At 50.6% G+C, this 1,987-nt stretch carries 2 protein-coding genes; both read left to right on the forward strand.

Annotated elements, in window-relative coordinates; all coding sequences use genetic code 11:
• Window positions 1-108: 108 nt before the first annotated feature.
• Complete coding sequence (locus D0S45_20215) at window positions 109-855, forward strand: hypothetical protein (protein TIH11256.1); 747 nt, start codon at window positions 109-111, stop codon at window positions 853-855.
• Between the two features lie 3 nt (window positions 856-858).
• Window positions 859-1,987: secretion system protein E (locus D0S45_20220; protein TIH11257.1), on the forward strand; the 1,129-nt coding region annotated here is incomplete at its 3' end.

The raw sequence follows: 1,987 nt of genomic DNA on the forward strand, positions 1-1,987 counted from the left end.
GGGTAACGATCGAGGACGCGCTCTTCACAGCACTGGATTCCATTCCTTGTCTGGTCCTTTCAAAGATCGACTTCACAAACAATAAATGCACCTTGGAGGGCCAGATTTATGCGAGCTACTAACCTGCTTTTTCTGCTCTTACTTATTGGAGTACTCGTTGGGATTCCGGCCTTTGCTGAAAATTTGGCCGACCTGAATCTGGAAGAAGAACTCCTGATCGATGTGGATACGGGCAACGCCACCAGCTCAACCAATGCGACCAGCTTTGCTAACGCGACCAAGACCACGGCGCAGGCTAACGCAACAAATACGCTTACGAATCCCAGCGTAGCAAATGCAACGGCCATCACTGCGTTCATGACCGACTCAAACAGCACTGACGAAGCTCAAAAACAAGAAGCTGCGCCTGCTGAAAACGCGACCGCTAAACATGAACAGGCAACTAAACCTGAAGAAACTGAACAGGTTGCACAGCCGTCTCCCGCCTTCGCGCGCCCAGCAATAAGCATCAGCGATGTGAACTACATGCGTAGCCTGATTGAATATCGAAAACTTCAAGTGAAACTGGCCAAAGAAGAAAAGGATCTGCTGGAGCTGACCGTCCCAGACCCGGTTCCGACTAAATCCCCAAACTCAAAGTCCACAGCTAAGAAAAAAAGCCGCTCGGCATGGCCCAAGGTTGTTTCAATTCAGGGCGTGGACGGCAGACTTTCCGCTACCCTTTCCAGCTCCGCAGGTATCGAGACTGTGCGGGTCGGCAACAACGCCGGTCCCGGCAAAGTCGTATCCATAACCCCCAATAAAGTTCTGGTCCGCTCTGGCGGCAAGAACGTTGCCTTGAAATTCAAGGAGTAAAGCATGACTGACAACGAAATACCCTCAAGCCTTCGAGACCGAGTCCTGTTTCTAGACGGCGAAGTTATTATTTCAGAAGAAGTGGAAAGTGACGTAATCCTACTGGATTTACTAAGCTATGCAGCCAGAAAAGGATATAAGAAGAACAAAAAAATCAAGCCTGAAGAATTTCAGAAGCTGCGTAAAAAGCACTTTGTTCGCACTGAAACCAAAAGCGATATTCAGGCTCTCGCCATTGAGATCATTGCAGACGCATACGAAGAAGGTGCATCTGATATACACATTGGGGAATATGGACCTTTTGCATCCATCCAGCTTCGTAAGCTTGGTATGGTAAAAAACTATCGTACGCTTGATGGCAAAGACGCACGCAAGATCATTACGGCCATGTATCAAACCATGTCCAATAGTGCAGACACAACCTTCATTGCCTCAGAAAGACAAGACGGCAGAATAGTTGATAGCGAGTACCTCCCGGCAGAAGTGCATTCCATTCGTCTGCATACCGAACCGCTTGAATGTTCCATGGCTAAGAATGGAACCGGGACTTTCATGGCTCTGCGCCTGCTCTATGACCGCACAACGGCATCAGGAAGCCTTCCGGAAAGGCTGGAGACACTCGGCTATTCAGACCGACACATCCGCCGCTTCCAATTCCTGACTCAGCGTTCTGGACTGACCTTACTTTCAGGTCCTACCGGACACGGTAAATCAACGGCCCTCAAACACATCATGGAAAGCATGGCCGAGGATCATCCAGAAAAAAACTTTCTCGCCATTGAAGATCCGCCGGAATATCCACTGGAAGGAGTCAAGCAGGTCCGGGTCAGCACCAACGATCAGGACGATAACCGTGGCGCGGCCTACCGTAACGCCATTGCCGGTGCCATGCGTTCCGACCCCGATGTAATAATGATCGGTGAAATCCGTTTTCCAGAAGCAGCATCCGCCGCCCTTGATGCCGCCCAGACCGGGCATGGTGTCTGGACAACCGTCCATGCAAACAGTGCCTTCGGGATCATTCAGAGAATGGTTTCCCTGCTTCGCGCTGCTAACTACCCGGACCCGCTTGAATACCTTTGCGACCATACTGTGCTTTCCGGCCTGCATCACCAACGACTTGTTCCGGTAC

This window comes from Marinifilum sp. JC120, assembly GCA_004923195.1.
Classification (GTDB): Bacteria; Desulfobacterota; Desulfovibrionia; order Desulfovibrionales; family Desulfovibrionaceae; genus Maridesulfovibrio.